This window comes from Streptomyces fructofermentans, from assembly GCF_014651055.1.
In the GTDB taxonomy this organism is placed as follows: Bacteria; Actinomycetota; Actinomycetes; order Streptomycetales; family Streptomycetaceae; genus Streptomyces; species Streptomyces fructofermentans.
Genome location: NZ_BMWD01000009.1, coordinates 194,982 through 216,571, shown reverse-complemented (window position 1 = coordinate 216,571; position 21,590 = coordinate 194,982). Strand labels below are relative to the sequence as shown.

Below are 21,590 nucleotides of genomic sequence, written 5' to 3'. Positions count from 1 at the left end.
CGTCACACTGACGACAGGAGGTTCGTCATGGCCAGCTCTTCCGCAGCCGCCGCCCGTCGGCACCGCGTCACCGGCCCTGCCCCCTCACTGACCGGCCCGCCGAGCGACGTGCACCCCGTGCTCCGCCGGGCCACCGCCCCGCCGGCGGCCCTCGACCTGCTCGCCCAGGCCCGCGCCGGACTCGACGAGGCGGCCCTGCTGGAAACGCCGAACGAGCGGTACGCGACGGCACATCTGGCGGCCCTGCGCACCGCCGCCGCCGTGCTCGCCGCCCGCGGCCGCCCCGAGACCACCGCGAGGCGCCGGGCCAGGATCAGGAGCGCCTGGGAGGTGCTCCCCGAGATAGCGCCCGAACTCGCCGAGTGGAGCGTGCTGTTCGCCTCCGGGGCACGCCGACGTGCCCGCGCCGAGGCGGGCATCCAGGGCGCGGCGAACCCGCGCGACGCGGACGACCTCCTGCGGGACGTCGCGATGTTCCTCCGCCTCGTCGAGCGCATGCTCGTGCTCCAACCCGTCCTGCCGCAGCCGCGGAAGGACGACCACCGGGACGCACCGGAGGCCCCGGACGTCCCCGACGCCGGATGAGCGGTCCGGGGCCGCCCCGGTCCGGCCCGCCCGCCTTCCCGTGGCCACCCGCCGTTCCGGCGCGCGAGACGGAGGGCCGGGCACGGGGCGGGAGGCAATAGGGTTGGGGACGCCTGCATCTCCCCGGCGCCGAACAGGCGGGGGAGAAGCCCCCATCGCCCCGCCGTCACCAGGCGGTGCCGTGCCGAGGAGTCGACTGCCGTGCCGGACCCGATGCGCCCCCGCGCCTCCCTCCGTACCGCCGTGGTCTGGGACGTCGTCAAGGACGCCCTCGACCGCCGGGTCAAGGCCACGGGCCGGGAGTCGCTGGACGTGCTCGACACCGGAGGCGGCAGCGGCAACTTCGCGGTGCCCGTCGCCCGTCTCGGCCACCGTGTCACCGTCGTCGACCCCAGCCCCAACGCGCTCTTCGCGCTGGAGCGCCGGGCTGCCGAGGCAGGCGTCCCCGACCGGGTCAGGGGCGTCCAGGGCGACGCCCACGGCCTCTTCGACGTCGTCGACCGGGGCGGCTACGACGTGGTCCTGTGCCACGGGGTCCTGGAGTACGTGGACGACCCCGCCGAGGGCATCCGCAACGCGGTCGGCGCGCTGCGCCCCGAGGGCGTCCTCAGCCTGCTCGCGGCGGGCGTCGGCGGCGCGGTGCTCGCGCGCGCCCTCGCCGGCCACTTCACGGAGGCCCGCCAGGCGCTCGGTGACCCGGACGGCCGCTGGGGCGAGGGTGATCCCGTACCGCGCCGCTTCACGGCCGAACAGCTCACCGGGCTGGTCGAGGGCGCGGGCCTGGCCGTCGCGGCCGTGCACGGTGTCCGCGTCTTCGCCGACCTGGTGCCCGGAGTGCTGGTGGACACCGAGCCGGGCGCCATGGACGCCCTGCTCAAGCTGGAGGCCGCGGCCGCGGAGCTTCCGGCCTTCCACTCCGTGGCGACGCAGCTGCATGTGCTCGGTGGGACGCGGGAGCCCGGCGGGGCCTGAGCCGACTCCCGCGGTGAGCCGCTGATCAGGGGCTCGGCAGCAGATGGAGTACGCCACAGGCCGCCCGATCGAGCGCTCGGAGCCGTATGATCGGGGGAGACCGCCCGGCATGACGGGCCGGTCGCTGGGGAATCTACGCCTCAGTGAACCGGAGCGCCATGGTGGGTTCCGGTTGGCGGATTGGCGCAGAGGGGCGGGTTTCACGGGGGCGATTCCCTGCCTATCCTGAAGGGACCCCCGGTCGCCCAGGCGACTGCACGATGAGGAGGACGCCGTGCCGCTCTCGGAGCACGAGCAGCGAATGCTCGAGCAGATGGAGCGAGCGCTGTACGCCGAAGATCCCAAGTTCGCGACAGCGCTTGAGGGAAGCGGGCTGCGTACGTACACCCGGCGACGGGTCTACCAGGCGGTCGCCGGCTTCCTCGTTGGTATTGCACTTCTCATGGCCGGAATGGTCGCACAGCAGATCTGGGTCAGCGTGGTGGGTTTTCTCGTCATGCTGGGCTGCGCGGTGCTCGCCGTCACCGGTTGGCGCAAGGCTCCCAAGCCGGGTGAACAGCCCGCCGTGGGTGCGCCGGGCGCTCCGCAGGCCCGCCGTCAGGGCCGGCAGAAGCGCTCCATGATGGACCGAATCGAACAGCGCTGGCAGAAGCGCCGTGATGAGCAGGGTGGCCACTAGCCTCCGGGCCACGGCCGACAGACGCACGTAAGGGGTGACCACCGAGAGGTGGCCGCCCCTTCAGCGCACCCGCTCCACGGCGCGACCCGGGCTCCCGCCCGGACCTGCCGCCCCTCGGCGCGCGGGGATGCCCGCACGCCGGATAGCCCTCGACCCCGTCTCCGTACCCGCTCGCCCCTTCGGCGCACGATGTCCGGACGTGGGCCGCACTCCGCGCGTGCTCCGGCCCGGAGCACGCGGGCCGGTCAGGGCCCCGGCCCGAATCAAGCACGCCGGTCCCGTCCCCGGACCTTTCGGCAGGCGCGTCGCGGCCCTGGAGCCCTCGGCGGGCCAGTCCCGTCTCCGGACCCCTTCGGCCGGCCCAGTCCCGGTCCCGCCTCCAGCACGCCGGTCCCGGCTCGGGACCCTTCGGCTGGGCGGCTGGTCAGTCACGGTCCCGGACCCTTCGGCGGCCCGAGTGTGGGGGACTCGGGCCGCACCCGTACCCCCGTCGCGCCCCCGGGGGGCCGTAGTCCTCGCCCGGCCTTCTCCGCCGGAGCCGATGTGCGAGCGCCGTGCCCCCGGGACGCGTACACGTGGCGAACCGGCCTCCCCGCGGGCGGGGTCACTCGGTCCCCGCCGGGGCACCCGCAGGCCGGGCGACGGCACAGGACGGGCGAAGGGGCGTCCACCCGGACCGGGTGGACGCCCCTTCGCACGAGCCCTTCCGTCAGCCGCTGCCCTGCCCCGAGGGCCGGTGCACGACGGCCGTCCAGCGGGCCGCGGCCCGGGACTTCCATCCGGCCCAGCCCTCGGACACGGCCCACGCCACCCGAACGGCCGAACGAGGCGCCAGCAGTGCGCGCAGCCTCGGACCGCGGCCGACCGAGCCGCGCAGGCCCGCGCTCATCACGCGTACGTCATCGGCCAGACCCGGGGTCGTCCGGGGCTGCGGCGCGTAGAGGACCTGCTCCACCGCGTCGGCGACCCGGTGCACCGCGTCCGCCGCGTCCGCTTCGAGATGCCCGACGCGGACGATCCGTGCCGCCGCCTTGCGGGGAGTCCGGGACTCCTCCGGCGCGATGCCGAAGTCCCAGGCGGTGTCGGTCACCTCCTGCCAGGCCGCAAGCGTCGCGGCCGCGGCGTCCGCCTCGGTCCGCCCGTGGGAACCGAGGCGCACCGAGCGGGCCCGCATCCGCCACAGCATCGGCAGCAGGGGCACCGCGAGCACGGCCATTCCGGCCAGCGTGAGCCCGAGGATCAGGAACCACGGCGGACCGCCGTTCGTCGTCCCGATGACCGCCTGGGGGGACTCTCCACCGCAGGACGGGTCCAGCTTCTTCTCCGCCGCCGAGCAGCTCTCGCTGCTGGAAGGAGCGGCGGAGGGCTCGGTCGAGGCGCCGCGCGACGGGGTGTCCGGGTTCGGGATCGTGGTGCCCGGGGTGTCCGCGCGGGTGTACTCCGGGGTCGTGCCCCGGTTCGGGGTCGGCTCGAACCGGGTCCAGCCCACGCCCTCGAAGTACAGCTCGGGCCAGGCGTGCGCGTCCCGCAGACCGACCGACATCGTGCCGTTCGACTGCGGGGAGCCCGGGGTGAAGCCCACCGCCACACGGGCCGGTATCCCCAGCGTGCGCGCCATCGAGGCCATCGCGAAGGAGAAGTGGACGCAGAAGCCCTGCTTGTCCTTCAGGAAGCGGGCTATCGCCTGCGATCCGCTGCCGACCTGCACCTCGGTGTCGTACGTGAAGCCGCCCTCCAGCGCGAACCAGTCCTGGAGCTTCACCGCCCGCTCGTAGTCGTTCGACGAGCCCGCGGTGATCTCCTCGGCCGTGTTCCGCACCACCGGGGGCAGGGAGCCGGGCACCTCGGTGAACTCGCGCCGCAGCGCCGCCGGAGCGGGAGGCGCCTCGGCGAGCTGGTCGGCGGTCGGCTGCACGATCAGGCTCCGGACCGTGTACTCCAGTCCGCGCGTGGTCTGGCCGTGGTCGCCGACCAGGGTGCGCCCGATGGGCTCGTACCGCCACTTGCCGCCGATGCCCACCTGGCTGGCCGGGTAGGGCATGGGCAGCCAGTCCTGTCCGTACCAGTCCGCCGCCGAGATCCTGGTCTGGATCTCGGTGCGCCGCACGCCGTCACCGAGGCCCGGTGCCGTTGGGAACGGCTCGGGGACGTCCTCGACCTTGCGCTTGGCCGGCTTCCACGCCGTGCCGTCGAACTCGTCGAGCGACACGATCCGCAGATAGAGGTCCTGAGTCTGCTCCGAGTTGGTGCGGTAGGACATGACCTCGCGGTCCTCGTTCACGTTCAGGCTGTCGCGGAGCGAGACCAGCGGGTTCACCGCCGAGATCGTGCCGCCGCCCCCGGTGCCCGAGCCGACGCCCGTGCCGGTACCGCCCAGCAGGCCGCCGTCCAGGGCGGGCAGCGCCAGCGGCACCACCAGGGCGATCCCGAGGGCCACCGCGCCGATGCGCCGGCCCGTGCGGAACGGCGCGACCGCGCCCCCGGACGGGTCCGCGCCGGTCTGGGGCCCGCCGCCGAAGACCCGGCCCCACTGCGAGAGCCGGTCGCGCCCCTCGGCCAGCAGCAGCATGAGGTACCCGGCCGCCGCCAGGACGAACCAGACCCATCCGGCGCCGTCGGAAAGTCCCGCGGCGACCGAGTAGAGGGCCAGCAGCGGGAGTCCGGCCGGGGCCGCGCTGCGGAACGTCACCGCCAGCGCGTCGACGGCCAGACCGATCACGACGACCCCGCCGACCACCATCAGCCGGATGCCGTCGGACAGCGGCGCCGGTATGGAGTACTTGCCGACGTCGTCGCCGCCGGCCTGGAACAGGTCGCCGAAGTGCCGGAACGCGTCGGGGCCCGGGAACAGCCCGGCGAACGCGTACTCGTGGGCGAACAGCAGGGTCAGCAGCATCAGGGTCACCAGGGCCTGCGCCCCGATCGTGACCAGTCGCGCCAGCGGCACCCGGCGGGTCGCCGCGCCCACCCCGGTCTGCACCGCGAGCACGAACGCCGCCTGGATGATCCAGGTCGCCGGATCGACCAGCGGCAGCAGCGCGCAGGACGCCATGAGCGTCGCGGCCATGGCGCACAGCGCCAGTCGTGCCCGTCCGCTCATGAGCCACCGCCCCTCGCGGTACCGCCCGTCGAGGCGACCCCGCTGCGCTGCCGGTCCGCCTCCCGCCAGAGATCGCCCAGACCGGCGCCCGGCGGAACCGCCAGGGCCGTCCACCCCGCCTCGCGCAGCATCCGAAGCCGCTCCTCGCTCTGCTCGTCGGGGACTCCGTGCACCCACGCCTCACTGTCCAGGAGGAACGCGACCGCTCCACCGCTGCGCTGTCGCATCCTCGCGAGGACCGCGGCCTGTTCCTCGTCCAGGTCGCCGAGGAAGGCCACCAGCAGTCCCTCGTTGCCACCGCGCAGTACGTCGTAGGACCGGGACAGGCCCGTGCCGTCGGAGTGGTCGACCACCGCGAGGGTGTCCATCATCAGTCCGGCCGCGTCCGCCGACTCCTGGCTGGCCCCGGCGAAGCCGTCGGTGCCCTCGCCGGGCACCGAGGTGCCGGTGTCGGTCAGCAGGCGCACCGAGAAGCCCCGTTCGAGCATGTGCACCAGCGTGGACGCGGTGCCGGAGACGGCCCATTCGAAGGCCGAGTCCGGGCCCGCTCCCGCGTAGGCGGTGCCCCGGGTGTCGAGCAGCACCGTGCAGCGGGACCGCTGCGGCTGCTCCTCGCGGCGGACCATCAACTCGCCGTAGCGGGCGGTCAGTCGCCAGTGGACGCGGCGCAGGTCGTCCCCGTACCGGTAGCCGCGGGGGATCACGTCGTCCTCGCCGGCCAGGGCGAGCGAGCGCTGCCGCCCCTCGCCGTACCCCTTGGCCTCGCCGGTCAGCCGGACCGGCGGCAGCGGCTCCACGCGCGGGACGACCGTCAGGGTGTCGTACGTGGAGAAGGAGCGGGTCAGCTCGCACATGCCGAAGGGGTCGCTGAGCCGCAGTTGCAGGGGGCCCAGCGGATAGCGGCCGCGCAGGTCGGAGCGCACGCGGTAGGACACCTCGCGCCGGCCGCCCGCCTCGACCCGGTCCAGGACGAAGCGCGGTCGCGGCCCCAGTACGTACGGCACGCGGTCCTGGAGCATGAGCAGGCCGGTGGGCAGCCGCGAGACGTTGTCCATGCGCAGATGGACGCGTGCCTCGGCCCCCGCGGGCACCCGCCCCGGGGAGAGGCGGCGGCTGCCCGCGACCCGGTAGCGGGTGCGGTACAGCACCGCCGTGCACACCAGCGGCAGCACGGCGAGCAGCAGCCCGACCCGGAGAAGCTCGCTCTGCCCGAGGACGTAGGCGCAGATCGCGGCCGCGATGCCGGCGGCCAGGAAGGACCGCCCGCGTGTGGTGAGGCCGGCGAGTGCCGTCCGCAGTCCGCCCTTGTCGTCCTCGGTCTGCGCCGCCGGCATCCCCCCGGTGGTCATCACAGCCTCCGGGGTGGCTGCTGACCGAAGGCGGACGTGCTCCGGCGGCCCATCGCCAGACCGCCGGGCGCCGGGGGAGCCGAGGGCACCGGCGTCCGCTGGAGGATCTCCAGCACGACCTGCTCGGCCGTGCGGCGGTTGAGCTGGGCCTGCGCGGTGGGCAGGAGGCGGTGCGCGAGGACGGCCACGGCCAGGGCCTGGATGTCGTCGGGCAGCGCGTAGTCCCGGCCGCTCAGGGCGGCGGAGGCCTTCGCCGCGCGCAGCAGGTGCAGCGTGGCACGCGGCGAGGCGCCGAGTCTCAGGTCCGGGTGGGTACGTGTGGCGGAGACCAGGTCCACCGCGTAGCGGCGCACCGGATCGGCCACGTGGACCGTGCGGACGGCGTCGATCAGCTTCACGATCTCGTGGGCGTGCGCCACCGGCTGGAGGTCGTCCAGCGGGGAGACCCCGCCGTGGATGTCGAGCATCTGCAGCTCGGCCTCCGCGCTGGGGTAGCCGATGGAGACTCGGGCCATGAAGCGGTCGCGCTGCGCCTCGGGCAGCGGGTAGGTGCCCTCCATCTCGACCGGGTTCTGGGTGGCCACCACCATGAAGGGGCTCGGCAGCTCGTACGTCTGCCCGTCGATGGTGACCTGGCGCTCCTCCATGGACTCCAGGAGCGCGGACTGCGTCTTGGGCGACGCGCGGTTGATCTCGTCGCCGATCACGATCTGCGCGAAGATCGCCCCCGGCTTGAACTCGAAGTCCCTGTTCTGCTGGTCCCAGATCGACACGCCTGTGATGTCGGAGGGCAGCAGGTCGGGAGTGAACTGGATACGCCGCACCGAGCAGTCGATGGACCGCGCCAGTGCCTTCGCGAGCATGGTCTTTCCGACGCCGGGGACATCCTCGATCAGAAGATGTCCCTCGGCGAGCAGTACGGTCAGCGAAAGCCGTACGACCTCAGGCTTGCCCTCGATCACTTCCTCCACCGAACTGCGGACTCTCTCCGCAGTGGCAGTCAGATCTGTGAGGCTCGCTCGATCGTCATAGGTCGTCACCCGGCCCTCCTCGGCCCGTTCTTTCCGGGCCGACGCTCTGCGCTGCGGCCCGGCCCACCCCGAAATACGGACACCACGCGCAATCGTCTCGCGTGACGCCACACCCGCATTCTTGTTGCCGTTACCGGTTCGTGTCACTCGCCTGTGGATAACTGACAGCGGATTGTCAGGTTGTACGGCGTTTGACCGGGTCGAGTCGATGTCAGGTGGGGTCTATCTCACGCAGCAGCCCCGTCTTCACATCGAACACGAAACCACGTACGTCGTCCGTGTGCAGAAGGAACGGAGAGGTGCGCACGCGCCGCATCGACTGCCGTACGTCCTGTTCGACGTCGCGGAAGGCCTCCACCGCCCACGCCGGGCGCTGGCCGACCTCCATCTCCAGGTCGTGCCTGAACTCCTCGGTGAGGGACTCCAGGCCGCAGCCGGTGTGATGGATCAGTACGACGCTCCGGGTGCCGAGCGCCCGCTGACTGATGGTGAGGGAGCGGATGACGTCGTCGGTGACCACGCCGCCCGCGTTGCGGATGGTGTGACAGTCGCCGAGCTCCAGGCCCAGCGCGTCGTGCAGGTCCAGGCGGGCGTCCATGCAGGCTACGACCGCCACGTGCAGGACCGGGCGGGCGTCCATGCCGGGGTCGGTGAAGGCGGCGGCATAGCGTTCGTTCGCCTCGACGAGGCGGTCGGTGACGGTGCCGTCCTTGCTCATGGCGCCTTCGGGCCCGGTGGGAACAGATGCGGAAGTCGTCATACCTATGACGGTAGTGGTCACACGTTGTCCGGTCCTGCTGTGAGAGGGGACAAAGAACATCAATGAGCGTTGTTGTGAGGTAACCCACAGGGGTGGTTCGAGTGTACTCGTACGGGTGAAAAATGTGGTTTTGTCGCTTCGTTTCGGGCTCGGGGCGCGACGCGCAGGCCGGTTCGTTGACCGCGAGACACCGTGGACTAAAGTGACGCGAAGCGGAGGCGACACGCTCTCCCCGCTGGACCTGCAATACCCCGGAGGACCGGCGAGGTGCCGGGAACTCCCCGCGTGCGCGGCGCGTACGTACGGCTCGGCCTCCTCCCGCTCCCGGTCGGCTGACGCTTCCGGCGCCGGCAGGCCGTCCCCTTCTCGGAGCGGGCGGGGACCCGGCGGTGCGTACCGCGGCGCCGGACCTGAGAGGGCCCCTTGAGCCAGAGTCGACATGTCCCGGTGATGCTCCAGCGGTGCCTGGACATGCTGGCCCCCTCACTGGAGCGGCCGGGAGCCGTGGTCGTCGACTGCACCCTCGGCCTCGGCGGGCACAGCGAGGCCCTGCTCACCCGCTTCCCCGAGGCCCGCCTGGTCGCCCTCGACCGCGACAAGGAGGCCCTGCGCCTCTCGGGTGAACGGCTCGCCCCCTTCGGCGACCGGGCCACTCTCGTGCACGCCGTGTACGACGAACTCCCCGAGGTGCTCGACCGCCTGGGGCTCCCGCGCGTCCAGGGCGTCCTCTTCGACCTGGGTGTCTCCTCCATGCAGCTCGACGAGGCGGACCGCGGCTTCGCGTACGCCCAGGACGCCCCGCTCGACATGCGCATGGACCAGACGACCGGCATCAGCGCCGCTGAGGTCCTCAACACCTACCCGCCGGGCGAACTCGTACGGATCCTGAGGGCGTACGGGGAGGAGAAGCAGGCCAAGCGGATCGTCTCCGCGGTCGTGCGCGAGCGGGACAGGGACCCCTTCACCAACAGCGCGCGGCTCGTCGAGCTGATCCGCGACTCCCTGCCGCAGGCCGCCAAGCGCACCGGCGGCAACCCCGCCAAGCGCACCTTCCAGGCGCTGCGCATCGAGGTCAACGGTGAACTCACCGTGCTGGAGCGCGCGATCCCCGCCGCCGTCGGGGCGCTCGCCGTCGGCGGCCGGATCGCCGTGCTCTCGTACCACTCGCTGGAGGACCGGCTCGTCAAGCAGGTGTTCGCGGCCGGCGCCGCCACCACCGCGCCGCCCGGACTGCCGGTCGTCCCCGAGCGCTACCAGCCCCGGCTCAAACTGCTGACCCGCGGTGCCGAGCTCCCCACCGAGGAAGAGGTCGCGGAGAACCGGCGGGCCGCCCCCGCGCGGCTGCGCGGCGCCCAGCGCATCAGGGAGGACGCCGAGTGACGGCAGGACGCGTGCAGCGGACAGCCGAAACCACCGGGCCCGCGGGCCGAGTTCCCCGGCCCACCGGGAGGGCGCGTGAATAGGAAACCCGAACTGACGGGGAGGGCGGCCCGGCTCGCCCGCCTCTTCCCCGCGGGCGCCGCGCAGGCGGCCCGTACCCCCTTCGTCCTGCTGGTCGTGCTGCTGCTCGGCGGCGGCCTGATCGGACTCCTCGTCCTGAACTCGGCCCTCAGCGAAGGGTCGTTCAGGCTCGACGACCTCCAGAAGGACACCAAGAGCCTCACCGACCAGGAGCAGGAGCTCCAGCGGGACGTGGACGCCTACTCCGCGCCCGACGCCCTCCAGCGCCGCGCCCGCGAGCTGGGCATGGTCCCCGGCGGCGACCCGGTCTTCCTGGACCCCGACGGCCGCGTCCGGGGCGTTCCCGGCGCTGCCGAGAAGTCCTCCCTCGCCGTCCCCGTGCGTCCGCCCGAGATGTTCGCGCCGGCCGCGGCGGCGTCCCCCGCGGCGAAGGCTCCGCCCACCCGGACACCGGCCGGCGAACCGCCCGCGCGGCCCGGGCCGACCGCTGTGAATCCGCCCGCTCCGACTCCCGGCAGGTGACGGAAGTGTCCGACAGGGAACCCCCGCGCCGCCGGGTGCCCCCGCCCGCCCGGCCGGCCCGCCCCGGCGGCCGGCGGCCCGGCCCGGGAGCCCGCCCCGCGCGCCGCCCGGCACCGCCCCGCTCCCAGGGCCCGCGCGTCATCCGGCTCGGCAGTCCGCGCCCGCGGCTGCGCCTGGTCGGCGTGGCCCTGACCCTGGTGCTCGTCGCCTTCGTGGTGCGGCTCCTCCAGGTGCAGGCGGTCGACGCGGGCGAGTACACCGCCAAGGCGGAGAAGAACCGCTACCTGAGCCGCACCCTGGCCGCCGAACGCGGCGGCATCACCGACCGCAACGGCGTCGACCTGGCCATCAGCGTCGACGCGAACGACATCACCGCCGACCCCACGCTGTTCACGCGCGGGGCGACGAAGATCGACGACGCGCCCGAACAGGCCGCCGCGCTCCTCGGCCCCATCCTCGACAAGGACCCCGACGAGCTCGCCAGGAAGCTCCGCACCAAGGACACCCGGTACGTGGTGCTCGCCCGGCGCCAGATCCCCCAGGTCTGGACGCAGATCAAGGACCTGAAGAGCACGCTCGCCGACAAGGCGGGCGAGGACAGGACCGCCGTCAACGTCCTCGCGGGCGTCCTCCAGGAGCCCAGCAGCAAACGCGTCTACCCGAACGGCGACCTCGGCGCGGGGATACTGGGCTGGGTCAACGCCGACGGCAAGGGCGGCGGCGGCGTCGAGCAGCAGCTCCAGGGCAGGCTGGCCGGCAAGGACGGCGAGATCCGCTACGCGCAGTCCGGTGGTCGGCACGTGCCCACCGCCGGCTCCACCGAGAAGCCCGCGGTGGCCGGCTCCCAGGTCGAGCTGACGATCGACCGGGACATCCAGTGGGCCGCCCAGAACGCCATCACCGAGCAGGTGAAGGAGTCCAGGGCCGACCGCGGCTACGTCATCGTCCAGGACAACAGGACCGGCGAGATCCTCGCGATGGCCAACGCGCCCGGCTTCGACCCCAACGACCTCTCCGCGGCCGACTCCGCCGCCCTGGGCAACGCCGCGCTCCAGGACGCCTACGAGCCCGGCTCCACCGCCAAGGTCATGTCGATGGCCGCCGTGCTGGAGGAGAACGCCGCCACCCCCGCCACGCATGTGACCGTGCCCAACCGGCTGCACCGCGGCGACCGGCTCTTCCGCGACGACATCGACCACCCGACCTGGTACCTGACGCTCAACGGCGTCCTCGCCAAGTCCAGCAACATCGGCACCATCCTGGCGACCGGACAGCTCGGCACGACGCAGAAGGAGGCCAACCGGGTCCTCCACTCGTACCTGCGCAAGTTCGGCATCGGCGGCTACACCGGGCTCGGCTTCCCCGGTGAGACCAAGGGCATCCTCGCGCCCGCCGACGAGTGGTCCACCTCCCAGCAGTACACGATTCCTTTCGGCCAGGGCGTGTCCGTCAACGCGATGCAGGCGGCCTCCGTCTACTCGACCATCGCCAACGGCGGCGTACGCGTCGAACCGACGCTCGTGCGCGGCACGAAGGGACCCGACGGGCGGTTCACCCCGGCCGCCGAGCCCAAGGAGACCAGGGTCGTCAGTGAGAAGACCGCGAAGACCCTGGCGCGGATGCTGGAGTCCGTCGTGGACGACGAGGAGGGCACCGGCACCAAGGCGCGCATCCCCGGCTACCGCGTCGCGGGCAAGACCGGCACGGCCAACCGCGTGGATCCGGCCACCGGCCGGTACCGCGGATACACGTCGTCCTTCGCCGGGTTCGCGCCCGCCGACAACCCCCGGGTCACCGTCTACTGCGCCATCCAGAACGCCACCAAGGGGAGCTACTTCGGCGGACAGATCTGCGGACCCGTCTACAAGGAGGTGCTGGAGTTCGCCCTGAAGACCCTCCAGGTGCCGCCCACCGGGACCTCCTCCGCCCGGCTCCCCGTCACCTTCACCCCCTGATCAGCACCGACCGGAACCCCGTACCGCACCCGGAACACCGACCAGGAACGACCTCGTGACAACGAACACTCCCGATCCCGGCCATCGCACCCCACCGTCCGACGGGCCGCGCCCCTCGCTTCGCTCCGGCGGGGGTGCGCCCGGTACGCTCACCGCCGTGCCACAAGCTGATCAGTCCCAAACCACCCAGAAGGGCGCTCCTGTGACATATCCGGGGCCGCCGCGACCGGTTCAGAACTCCGCCAGATCCCTCGCGGAGCTCGCCGAGCAGGTGGGTGCCGAACAGCCGGAGGACCCGCGGGGCGCCGTCGAGATCACGGGCATCACCCATGACTCGCGCGCGGTGCGCCCGGGGGACCTCTACGCCGCCCTCCCGGGCGCGCGGCTCCACGGCGCCGACTTCGTGACGCAGGCGGCCGGCCTCGGCGCCGCCGCCGTCCTCACCGATCCGACGGGCGCCGAGCGCGCCGCGGCCACGGGGCTGCCGGTCCTCGTCGTCGACGACCCGCGCGGCCGGATGGGCGGGCTGGCCGCGTCGATCTACGGCCACCCGGGCCGGGACCTGCTCCAGATCGGCATCACCGGGACGTCCGGCAAGACCACGACGGCCTACCTCGTCGAGGGCGGCCTCAGGACCGTCCGCAGCACCGGGCTGATCGGCACCGTGGAGATGCGCATCGGCGACGAGCGCATCAAGTCGGAGCGCACGACCCCCGAGGCCACCGACCTCCAGGCGCTGTTCGCCGTCATGCGCGAACGGGGCGTCGACGCGGTCGCCATGGAGGTCTCCAGCCACGCGCTGGTCCTGGGCCGGGTCGACGGCTGCGTCTTCGACGTCGCCGTCTTCAACAACCTCAGCCCGGAGCACATGGAGTTCCACTCCGACATGGAGGACTACTTCCAAGCCAAGGCGCGGCTGTTCACGCCGGAGCGCAGCAGGCTCGGCGTGGTCAACCTCGACGACGAGTACGGCCGCCGCCTCACCGCGGAGGCCACCGTCCCGGTCGTGACGTTCTCCGCCGAGGGCCACCCCGACGCCGACTGGCGCGCCGAGGACGTCCGCGTCGGGCCGATGGACTCGGTCTTCGTCGCGGTCGGCCCCAAGGGCGAGCGGATCACCGCCAGGTCGCCGCTCGCGGGCCCCTTCAACGTGGCGAACACCCTGGCCGCGATCGCCTCCCTCGCCGTCGCCGGACTCGACCCGCAGACCGCCGCCGACGGCATCGCCGCCGTTCCCGGCGTACCGGGCCGGCTGGAGAGGGTGGACGCCGGCCAGGACTACCTCGCGGTCGTCGACTACGCCCACAAGACCGACGCGGTGGAGTCCGTCCTGCGGGCCCTGCGCAAGGTCACCGAGGGCAGGCTGCACATCGTCCTCGGCTGCGGCGGGGACCGGGACACGACCAAGCGGATGCCGATGGGCGCCGCCGCGGCCCGGCTCGCCGACACCGCCGTACTGACATCGGACAACCCCCGTACCGAGGACCCCCTCTCGATCCTCGCCACCATGCTCGCGGGCGCCGCCGAGGTGCCCGCGCACGAGCGCGGAGAGGTCCAGGTCTTCGAGGACCGGGCCGCCGCGATCGCCGCGGCGGTCGCCCGCGCACGGCCGGGCGACACCGTGCTCGTCGCGGGCAAGGGCCACGAGCAGGGCCAGGACATCGCCGGCGTGATCCGTCCCTTCGACGACCGCCAGGTGCTCCGCGAAGCTATCCAGAAGACCCAGGGATGAACTTGTGATCGCCCTCTCCCTCGCCGAGATCGCGTCAGTCGTCGGCGGGCAGACGCACGACATACCGGATCCGTCGGTCCAGGTCACCGGACCCGTCGTCAGGGACTCCCGCGAGGTGCGCCCGGGCAGCCTCTTCGTCGCCTTCGTGGGCGAGCGGGTCGACGGCCACGACTACGCCGCGGACGTCGTCGCCGCCGGTGCCGCGGCCGTCCTGGCGTCCCGGCCGGTCGGAGTCCCCGCGATCGTCGTGGACGACGTCCAGCGGGCGCTGGGCGCCCTCGCGCGGCACGTCGTCGAACGGCTCGGCGCCACACTCGTGGCCCTCACCGGCTCCGCGGGCAAGACCAGCACCAAGGACCTGATCGCACAGGTCCTCCGGCGCAAGGCGCCCACGGTCTTCACACCGGGCTCCCTGAACAACGAGATCGGGCTCCCGCTCACCGCGCTCAGCGCCACCGGTGAAACCCGCTTCCTGGTCCTGGAGATGGGCGCCCGCGGCATCGGGCACATCCGGTACCTCACGGAACTGACGCCCCCGCGGATCGGTCTCGTCCTGAATGTCGGAACCGCCCACATCGGCGAGTTCGGCGGCCGCGAGCAGATCGCCCGGGCCAAGGGCGAGTTGGTGGAGAGCCTGCCCGCGGACGGCGCGGCGATCCTGAACGCCGACGATCCGCTCGTACGGGCCATGGCGTCGCGGACCAAAGCGCGCGTGCTCCTCTTCGGAGAGTCCGGCGAAGCGGACGTACGTGCCGAGAACGTGCGGCTCACGGCGGGCGGACAGCCTTCGTTCAGCCTTCACACACCCTCCGGGTGCAGCGATGTGACCATGCGCCTGTACGGTGAGCACCACGTGTCGAACGCGCTCGCCGCGGCCGCCGTCGCGCATGAGCTGGGCATGTCCGCAGACGAGATCGCCACCGCGCTCTCGGAGGCTGGCTCCCTCTCCCGCTGGCGGATGGAGGTCACCGAGCGCCCGGACGGCGTGACGGTCGTCAACGACGCCTACAACGCGAACCCCGAGTCCATGCGAGCCGCCCTGCGCGCGCTCGCGGCCATGGGCAAGGGGCGGCGGACCTGGGCGGTGCTCGGTCAGATGGCCGAGCTCGGGGACGAGGCGCTCGCCGAGCACGACGCGGTCGGACGGCTCGCCGTCCGGCTCAATGTCGGCAAGCTCGTCGCGGTCGGGGGCAGGGAAGCGTCCTGGCTGCAACTGGGCGCATATAACGAGGGTTCGTGGGGTGAGGAGTCGGTGCACGTGTCCGACGCACAGGCGGCGATCGACCTGTTGCGCAGTCAGCTGCGCCCGGGAGACGTCGTACTCGTGAAGGCGTCCCGGTCGGTCGGGCTCGAACGGGTGGCCCTCGCGCTGCTCGACAGCGGCGCCGAGGGTGAGGTTTCCGCCCGATGATGAAGCAGATCCTCTTCTCGGGAGTCATCGGTCTCTTCCTGACCCTGGTCGGCACTCCGCTGCTGATCAAGCTCCTGGCCCGCAAGGGCTACGGCCAGTACATCCGTGACGACGGCCCGCGCGAGCACCACAGCAAGCGCGGTACGCCGACCATGGGCGGCATCGCCTTCATACTGGCGACGATCATCGCCTACTTCCTGTCCAAGGTGATCACGGGCTATCCGCCGACCTTCTCGGGTCTGCTGGTGCTCGGACTGATGGCCGGGATGGGCGTGGTCGGCTTCCTGGACGACTACATCAAGATCGTCAAGCGGCGTTCGCTCGGTCTGCGGGCCAAGGCGAAGATGGCCGGCCAGCTGATCGTCGGCATCGCCTTCGCGGTGCTCGCGCTCCAGTTCGCGGACAACCGCAACAACACGCCGGCCTCCACGAGGCTCTCCTTCGTGCAGGACTTCGGCTGGTCCATCGGACCGGTGCTGTTCGTCATCTGGGCCCTGTTCATGATCCTCGCGATGTCGAACGGCGTGAACCTGACGGACGGTCTGGACGGCCTGGCCACCGGCGCGGCCACCATGGTGTTCGGCGCCTACACCTTCATCGGCGTCTGGCAGTTCCAGGAGTCCTGCGCCAACGCGCAGACCCTCGCCAACCCGGGTGCCTGCTACGAGGTGCGCGATCCGCTCGACCTCGCGGTCGTCGCCTCCGCCCTCATGGGCGCCTGCTTCGGCTTCCTGTGGTGGAACACCTCGCCGGCCAAGATCTTCATGGGCGACACCGGTTCACTGGCCCTCGGCGGCGCGCTCGCCGGCCTCGCGATCTGCTCCCGCACGGAGATCCTGGTCGCCCTGCTCGGCGGACTCTTCGTCCTCATCACGATGTCGGTGGTCATCCAGGTCGGCTCCTTCAAGCTGACCGGGAAGCGCGTCTTCCGCATGGCCCCGCTGCAACACCACTTCGAACTCAAGGGGTGGTCCGAAGTCCTTGTGGTGGTCCGCTTCTGGATCATCCAGGGCATGTGCGTGATCGTCGGACTCGGCCTCTTCTACGCAGGATGGGCAGCCAAGAAGTGACGACTCCGGTCGACTGGCAGGGCATGAACATCACCGTCGCCGGTCTCGGCGTGAGCGGCGTCAGCGCCGCCCGCGCCCTGGCCGGCCTCGGCGCGTCCGTCACGGTCGTCGACGGGGGCTCCTCGGACGCCCACCGAGAGCGGGCGGCGGCGCTGGAGGAGCACGGGATCACCGTCCGCCTCGCGGACGCCGAGACCCTTCCCGAAGGCACCGACCTGGTGGTCACCTCGCCGGGCTGGAAGCCGGGCGGCCCCCTCTTCCTGGCGGCCGCCGAGGCGGGCGTGGACGTCGTCGGCGACGTGGAGATCGCCTGGCGCCTGCGCGGACCCGACGCGGCGCCCTGGCTCGCCGTGACCGGCACCAACGGCAAGACCACCACCACGCAGATGCTCGCCTCCATCCTGGTCGCCGCGGGCCTGCGCACAGCCGCCGTCGGCAACATCGGGACACCGATCATCGACATCGTGCAGGAGGGCGACACGGCGTACGACGTCCTCGCCGTGGAGCTGTCGAGCTACCAGCTGCACTGGGCGCCCTCGCTGCGCGCCCACTCCGCCGCCGTCCTGAACCTCGCCCCCGACCACCTCGACTGGCACGGCTCCATGGAGGCGTACGCCGCCGACAAGGGCCGTATCTACGAGGGCAATCGGATCGCCTGCGTCTACAACGCGGCCGACAAGGCCACCGAGGACCTGGTGCGCGCCGCGGACGTCGAGGAGGGCTGCCGGGCCGTCGGGTTCACGCTCGGCACCCCGGGTCCCTCCCAACTCGGCGTCGTGGAGGGCATCCTGGTCGACCGCGCCTTCGTCGAGCACCGGCACAAGCAGGCCCAGGAGCTGGCCGAGGTCGCGGACGTCGACCCGCCCGCCCCGCACAACATCGCCAACGCCCTTGCCGCGGCCGCCCTGGCCCGCGCGTTCGGCGTGCCGGCCGCCGCCGTGCGCGACGGCCTGCGCGCGTTCCGCCCCGACGCCCACCGCATCCAGCACGTGGCCGACGTCGACGGCGTGACGTACATCGACGACTCCAAGGCCACCAACACCCATGCGGCGGAAGCCTCCTTGGCCGCCTACGGGTCGATCGTGTGGATCGCCGGAGGGCTCGCCAAGGGAGCGACCTTCGACGAGCTCGTCGCCAGGTCGGCCGAGCGGCTGCGGGGCGTCGTGCTGTTCGGCGCCGACCGGGCCCTCATCCGTGAAGCGCTCGCGCGACACGCGCCCGAGGTACCGGTCGTCGACCTCGACCGGACCGACACTGGGGCGATGTCCGCCGCGGTGCGGGAGGCCGCGCGGCTCGCCCGGGCGGGCGACACGGTGCTCATGGCCCCCGCCTGTGCGTCCATGGACATGTTCACCAACTACAACCAGCGCGGTGACATGTTCGCGGAGGCCGTCCGCGAACTCGGCGCCGCGAGCGCCTGACGGCGGATCAGAGCCGCTCCGGGGCGCCCGGGACCCTTGGGAGGGACGCGTGACGCCATCGTGGCCGGTGCTTCACAGGCGGTGTTCGGCCGGCGGCAGCCCTCCCGCGCCCGGCGTGGACCTTCCCGCCGGGGCCGGAGGTGCCTCCCGTGCCCAGTAGCCGTACCGGGCGTCCTCCGGTCCAACGGGCCGCGAAACGGCCCGCCGTGTCCCGTACCCCCCGCGACAACGCCGTACGCCGCCTGTACGGCCGCGCACGCCGTGCCTGGGACCGGCCGCTGACCGCGTACTACCTGATCCTCGGCGGCAGCCTGCTGATCACCGTGCTCGGGCTCGTGATGGTCTACTCGGCCTCGCAGATCAAGGCGCTCCAACTGTCCCTGCCAGGGTCGTACTTCTTCCGCAAGCAGTTCCTGGCCGCCGGGATCGGCGGCCTGCTGATGCTGGCCGCCTCGCGGATGCCGGTGAAGCTCCACCGGGCGCTCGCCTACCCGATGCTCCTCGGATCGGTCTTCCTGATGGTCCTCGTCCAGGTGCCGGGGATAGGAGTCGCGGTCAACGGCAACCAGAACTGGATCTCGGTCGGCGGCCCCTTCCAGCTCCAGCCCAGCGAGTTCGGCAAGCTCGCGCTCGTCCTGTGGGGGGCCGACCTGCTGGCCCGCAAGCAGGACAAGCGGCTGCTGACACAGTGGAAGCACATGCTGGTGCCACTGGTCCCGGTGGCCTTCATGCTGCTCGGACTCATCATGCTCGGCGGCGACATGGGCACGGCGATCATCCTCACCGCGATCCTGTTCGGACTGCTGTGGCTCGCGGGGGCGCCCACCAGGCTGTTCGGGGGCGTGCTCGCCGTCGCGGTGGCCATCGGCTTCCTGCTCATCAAGACCAGCCCGAACCGCATGAGCCGCCTCGCCTGCCTCGGCGCGACGGAGCCGGGCCCCGGCGACACCTGCTGGCAGGCCGTGCACGGCATCTACGCCCTGGCCTCCGGCGGGCTGTTCGGGTCCGGGCTCGGCGCGAGTGTGGAGAAATGGGGCCAACTGCCCGAAGCGCACACCGACTTCATCTTTGCCGTCACCGGTGAGGAACTGGGTCTCGCGGGGACGCTGTCGGTGCTCGCCCTCTTCGCGGCCCTAGGCTATGCGGGTATCCGCGTGGCCGGACGCACGGAGGACCCCTTCGTGAGGTATGCCGCGGGAGGCGTGACCACCTGGATCACGGCCCAGGCCGTGATCAACATCGGTGCGGTGCTCGGTCTGCTGCCGATCGCCGGTGTCCCGCTCCCGCTGTTCTCCTACGGGGGTTCGGCCCTGCTGCCGACCATGTTCGCCGTCGGACTGCTGATCGCCTTCGCGCGGGAGGACCCCGCCGCGCGGGCGGCACTCGCGATGCGGCAACCCCGCTTTGGCAGAAAGCGGGGTGCGGTGAGAGAGTCCGCAAGGGCCGCGGGGCCCGGGAGATGGAACACGATGCGACGGCGTGCCTCGGCGGCGCGTTCGTCCGGAGAGCGGTGAATTTCGGTGCATGTCGTACTCGCCGGCGGGGGGACCGCCGGCCACATCGAGCCCGCGCTCGCCCTCGCGGACGCCCTGCGCAGGCAGGACCCCACCGTGGGTATCACGGCCCTGGGCACGGAACGCGGACTTGAGACCCGACTCGTACCGGAACGCGGCTACGACCTCGCGCTGATCCCGGCCGTCCCCTTGCCGCGCAAGCCGACCCCCGAACTGATCACCGTGCCGGGCCGGCTGCGCGGCACGATCAAGGCGGCGGAGCAGATCCTGGAGCGCACCAAGGCGGACGCGGTCGTCGGGTTCGGCGGCTACGTCGCGCTGCCCGGCTACCTCGCGGCCAAGCGCCTCGGCGTCCCGATCGTCATCCACGAGGCCAACGCCCGGCCCGGCCTCGCCAACAAGATCGGCTCGCGGTACGCCGCGAGGGTCGCCGTCTCCACCCCGGACAGCAAGCTGCGCGACGCCCGCTACATCGGCATCCCGCTGCGCCGTTCCATCGCGACCCTCGACCGGGCCGCGGTGCGGCCGGAGGCGCGCGCCGCGTTCGGGCTCGACCCGAACCTGCCGACGCTCCTCGTGTCGGGCGGCTCGCAGGGAGCCCGCCGCCTCAACGAGGTGGTCCAGCAGGCCGCTCCGTACCTCCAGCAGGCCGGAATCCAGATCCTGCACGCGGTCGGCCCGAAGAACGAACTGCCGCAGGTCCACCAGATGCCGGGGATGCCCCCGTACATCCCGGTACCGTACGTGGACCGGATGGATCTCGCGTACGCCGCAGCCGACATGATGCTGTGCCGCGCGGGAGCGATGACCGTCGCCGAACTCTCCGCCGTCGGGCTCCCCGCCGCCTACGTCCCGCTGCCCATCGGCAACGGCGAACAGCGGCTGAACGCCCAGCCGCTGGTGAAGGCCGGCGGCGGACTGCTCGTCGACGACGCGGAGCTGACCCCGCAGTGGGTGCAGGGCAACGTGCTGCCCGTGCTCGCCGATCCGCACCGGTTGTTCGAGATGTCGCGCGCGGCCTCCGAGTTCGGCCGGCGGGACGCCGACGACCTGCTCGTCGGGATGGTGTACGAGGCGATCGCGTCACGCCGCTAGCGCGTGGCAGAAGGCAGGGGAGCGTGGCCGGACCGACCACCGCCGAACGGCAGCAGACGGACTCCGGCCCGCTCCGGGCGATCCGCCTCAGGAGGCCACCGGGGCCCCGTGTGCTCGTCGTTGCGCTCCTCTGCCTGGCCCTGGTGGGCGCGGGCTGCACGTGGCTGCTCTACGGCTCCCAGTGGCTGCGCGTGGAGCGCGTACCGGTCTCGGGGGCCCGGGTCCTGACCGCGGGGCAGGTCCTCGAAGCCGCCGACGTCCCGGTCGGGTCGCCGATGGTCTCGGTCGACACCGGCGCCATCGAGGCGCGGCTGCGGCAGGAACTCCCGCGCATCGACTCGGTCGAGGCCGTCCGCTCCTGGCCCGACGCAATCGGGCTGAAGGTGACCGAACGGACGCCGGTCCTCATCGAGAGGAAGAACGGCAAGTTCGTCGAGGTGGACGCCAAGGGCGTGCGGTATGCGACGGTTTCGCGCGCCCCGAAGGGGGTGCCCGTACTCGAGGTGTCCGCCTCCCCGTCCGCGAGTCTGCGACGATTCGGTACGGAACGACTGGTGCGCGAAGCCGTCCGGGTCGCGGGTTCCCTGCCGCCCGCGGTCGCCCGGGACACCCGCGTCGTCAAGGTCCGTTCGTACGACTCCATCTCGCTGGAACTCGGCGGGCGGCGCACGGTCGAGTGGGGGAGCGGCGAAAGGGCCCGCGCCAAGGCGCGTACGCTCACCGCTCTCATGAAAGCGGCTCCCGGTGCGCGGTACTTCGACGTCAGCGTGCCCACAGCCCCTGCCTCATCAGGGAGTTGACGCGCATCGACGCAGGCCAGCACCCTGGTTGGGCAGCGCTACGCCTGATCACATAGGGTGAAAAGAAAAACGGGAGGTTCGGCGTGTTCGTTGAACGTGCGCCACTTGTCGACTTAGTGTCCTGTTCGGAAGA

Annotated in this window: 17 protein-coding genes; 13 read left to right on the top strand and 4 right to left on the bottom strand. The window is 72.2% G+C overall.

All coding sequences use genetic code 11. The features are described 5' to 3' along the window. Window positions 1-27 precede the first annotated feature (27 nt). From IE265_RS15610 to IE265_RS15600, 3 genes are all read left to right on the top strand, one after another. Window positions 28-585, top strand: a complete 558-nt coding sequence (locus IE265_RS15610; RefSeq protein WP_190036151.1) for an SAV_6107 family HEPN domain-containing protein — start codon at window positions 28-30, stop codon at window positions 583-585. Window positions 586-786: 201 nt separating this feature from the next. Beyond that, the gene (locus IE265_RS15605; protein ID WP_190036150.1) at window positions 787-1,557 is read left to right on the top strand and encodes a methyltransferase; all 771 of its coding nucleotides are present in this window, start codon (window positions 787-789) and stop codon (window positions 1,555-1,557) included. A 274-nt stretch (window positions 1,558-1,831) separates the two neighbouring features. Continuing rightward, window positions 1,832-2,236, top strand: a complete 405-nt coding sequence (locus IE265_RS15600; RefSeq protein ID WP_190036149.1) for an SCO2097 family morphological protein — start codon at window positions 1,832-1,834, stop codon at window positions 2,234-2,236. 709 nt (window positions 2,237-2,945) lie between these two features. Here IE265_RS15600 and IE265_RS15595 read toward each other — a convergent pair. The 4 genes from IE265_RS15595 to IE265_RS15580 all read right to left on the bottom strand — a co-directional run bounded on the left by IE265_RS15595 (window position 2,946) and on the right by IE265_RS15580 (window position 8,476). Next, window positions 2,946-5,336 carry a transglutaminase TgpA family protein gene (locus IE265_RS15595; RefSeq protein WP_190036148.1) on the bottom strand — a complete coding sequence of 797 codons (2,391 nt, stop codon included), beginning with the start codon at window positions 5,334-5,336 and terminating at the stop codon, window positions 2,946-2,948. Then, complete coding sequence (locus IE265_RS15590) at window positions 5,333-6,685, bottom strand: DUF58 domain-containing protein (RefSeq protein ID WP_190036147.1); 1,353 nt, start codon at window positions 6,683-6,685, stop codon at window positions 5,333-5,335. The genes IE265_RS15595 and IE265_RS15590 overlap by 4 nt, the downstream gene beginning before the upstream one ends. Next, on the bottom strand, window positions 6,685-7,725 hold the full coding sequence (locus tag IE265_RS15585) for an AAA family ATPase (RefSeq protein ID WP_190036146.1): 1,041 nt from the start codon (window positions 7,723-7,725) through the stop codon (window positions 6,685-6,687). The genes IE265_RS15590 and IE265_RS15585 overlap by 1 nt, the downstream gene beginning before the upstream one ends. A 202-nt stretch (window positions 7,726-7,927) precedes the next feature. Further along, window positions 7,928-8,476, bottom strand: coding sequence for a beta-class carbonic anhydrase (locus IE265_RS15580; RefSeq protein ID WP_190036145.1), 549 nt, complete (start codon window positions 8,474-8,476; stop codon window positions 7,928-7,930). Between the two features lie 423 nt (window positions 8,477-8,899). Here IE265_RS15580 and rsmH point away from each other — a divergent pair, with 423 nt between their 5' ends. From rsmH to IE265_RS15530, 10 genes are all read left to right on the top strand, one after another. Further along, window positions 8,900-9,856, top strand: a complete 957-nt coding sequence (gene rsmH / locus IE265_RS15575) for a 16S rRNA (cytosine(1402)-N(4))-methyltransferase RsmH (RefSeq protein ID WP_190036144.1) — start codon at window positions 8,900-8,902, stop codon at window positions 9,854-9,856. Between the two features lie 75 nt (window positions 9,857-9,931). Further along, window positions 9,932-10,459 (top strand): cell division protein FtsL, encoded by a 528-nt coding sequence (gene ftsL / locus IE265_RS15570; protein WP_190036143.1) that lies wholly within the window; start codon window positions 9,932-9,934, stop codon window positions 10,457-10,459. A gap of 5 nt (window positions 10,460-10,464) precedes the next feature. Continuing rightward, the gene (locus IE265_RS15565) at window positions 10,465-12,414 is read left to right on the top strand and encodes a peptidoglycan D,D-transpeptidase FtsI family protein (RefSeq protein WP_308434789.1); all 1,950 of its coding nucleotides are present in this window, start codon (window positions 10,465-10,467) and stop codon (window positions 12,412-12,414) included. 55 nt (window positions 12,415-12,469) lie between these two features. After that, window positions 12,470-14,146, top strand: a complete 1,677-nt coding sequence (locus tag IE265_RS15560; protein ID WP_190036141.1) for a UDP-N-acetylmuramoyl-L-alanyl-D-glutamate--2,6-diaminopimelate ligase — start codon at window positions 12,470-12,472, stop codon at window positions 14,144-14,146. Window positions 14,147-14,150: 4 nt separating this feature from the next. Next, window positions 14,151-15,557 (top strand): UDP-N-acetylmuramoyl-tripeptide--D-alanyl-D-alanine ligase, encoded by a 1,407-nt coding sequence (locus IE265_RS15555; protein ID WP_190036140.1) that lies wholly within the window; start codon window positions 14,151-14,153, stop codon window positions 15,555-15,557. Further along, a complete protein-coding gene (gene mraY / locus IE265_RS15550) occupies window positions 15,554-16,627 on the top strand; it encodes a phospho-N-acetylmuramoyl-pentapeptide-transferase (protein ID WP_190036139.1) in 1,074 nt (357 codons plus the stop codon). The genes IE265_RS15555 and mraY overlap by 4 nt, the downstream gene beginning before the upstream one ends. Beyond that, on the top strand, window positions 16,609-18,048 hold the full coding sequence (gene murD / locus IE265_RS15545; RefSeq protein WP_190036138.1) for a UDP-N-acetylmuramoyl-L-alanine--D-glutamate ligase: 1,440 nt from the start codon (window positions 16,609-16,611) through the stop codon (window positions 18,046-18,048). The genes mraY and murD overlap by 19 nt, the downstream gene beginning before the upstream one ends. Before the next feature lie 149 nt (window positions 18,049-18,197). After that, window positions 18,198-19,562: a putative lipid II flippase FtsW gene (gene ftsW / locus IE265_RS15540; protein WP_190036137.1), complete on the top strand. Its 1,365-nt coding sequence runs from the start codon at window positions 18,198-18,200 to the stop codon at window positions 19,560-19,562. 6 nt (window positions 19,563-19,568) lie between these two features. Continuing rightward, window positions 19,569-20,657 carry an undecaprenyldiphospho-muramoylpentapeptide beta-N-acetylglucosaminyltransferase gene (gene murG / locus IE265_RS15535; RefSeq protein WP_190036136.1) on the top strand — a complete coding sequence of 363 codons (1,089 nt, stop codon included), beginning with the start codon at window positions 19,569-19,571 and terminating at the stop codon, window positions 20,655-20,657. Window positions 20,658-20,680: 23 nt separating this feature from the next. Then, window positions 20,681-21,457 (top strand): cell division protein FtsQ/DivIB, encoded by a 777-nt coding sequence (locus IE265_RS15530; protein ID WP_190036135.1) that lies wholly within the window; start codon window positions 20,681-20,683, stop codon window positions 21,455-21,457. The last annotated feature ends 133 nt before the right edge of the window (window positions 21,458-21,590 follow it).

What these genes read in the sequence shown, in the direction of transcription:
- IE265_RS15610 (WP_190036151.1), top strand. Translation starts at nt 28, where the DNA reads ATGGCCAGCTCTTCCGCAGCCGCCGCCCGTCGGCACCGCGTCACCGGC.
- IE265_RS15595 (WP_190036148.1), bottom strand. Translation starts at nt 5,336, where the DNA reads ATGAGCGGACGGGCACGACTGGCGCTGTGCGCCATGGCCGCGACGCTC.
- IE265_RS15590 (WP_190036147.1), bottom strand. Translation starts at nt 6,685, where the DNA reads ATGACCACCGGGGGGATGCCGGCGGCGCAGACCGAGGACGACAAGGGC.
- IE265_RS15580 (WP_190036145.1), bottom strand. Translation starts at nt 8,476, where the DNA reads ATGACGACTTCCGCATCTGTTCCCACCGGGCCCGAAGGCGCCATGAGC.
- mraY (WP_190036139.1), top strand. Translation starts at nt 15,554, where the DNA reads ATGATGAAGCAGATCCTCTTCTCGGGAGTCATCGGTCTCTTCCTGACC.
- murD (WP_190036138.1), top strand. Translation starts at nt 16,609, where the DNA reads ATGGGCAGCCAAGAAGTGACGACTCCGGTCGACTGGCAGGGCATGAAC.